The organism is Methylobacterium sp. J-030 (assembly GCF_022829545.1).
Taxonomy (GTDB): domain Bacteria; phylum Pseudomonadota; class Alphaproteobacteria; order Rhizobiales; family Beijerinckiaceae; genus Methylobacterium.
Map to the genome: position 1 here is coordinate 1 of NZ_JAKSYM010000202.1, position 501 is coordinate 501.

Annotated in this window: 1 protein-coding gene; it reads right to left on the minus strand. The window is 70.1% G+C overall.

Going from position 1 to position 501, the window contains the following annotated elements; translation table 11 throughout:
• Positions 1 to 501, minus strand: a 501-nt coding sequence (locus MKK75_RS13220) for a transglutaminase-like cysteine peptidase (protein WP_244043017.1), incomplete at both ends; no start/stop codon positions are given.

A 501-nucleotide genomic window follows, 5' to 3' on the forward strand; every position in this document is an offset into this window, starting at 1 on the left:
CGGTTTGCGGTGGTGACGGGGGATGTGACGCCGCCGAGCGACACCCAGGCGACCGCGTCCTGGCTCTCGCGCTTGATGAACACGTAGCCGGTCCTGTGCCAGGGCAGGATCGCGCTGGTCTTGTTGTCGAGCACCAGATCGCCCCGGTCGGTGATCAGGGTGAGCACGGCGTGGCCCTCGCCCTTCTCGTCGATCACCACGGTCATGCGCATCGCCCGGCGCGGCAGGCCGGCCTCGGCCAGCAGGTGGCGCTTGAGCAGCTGGAAGTCCTCGCAGTCGCCGATGCCGTCCTCGGCCAGGTCCCAGCGGTCGGCCACGTGCAGGTGGTCCTGATCGGTCATCGGCTCGATCGCCTTGTTGACCCGGCGGTTGACCGACACGATCGTCGCCCAGATGGCCGGCGTCAGGCTGATGCGCGCGGGCTCCGTGCGGTCGACCCCGCACTCGGCCGCGTAGCTCTGGCAGAACGTCACCCACGCCGCGATCGGCTTCGCCTCGCCC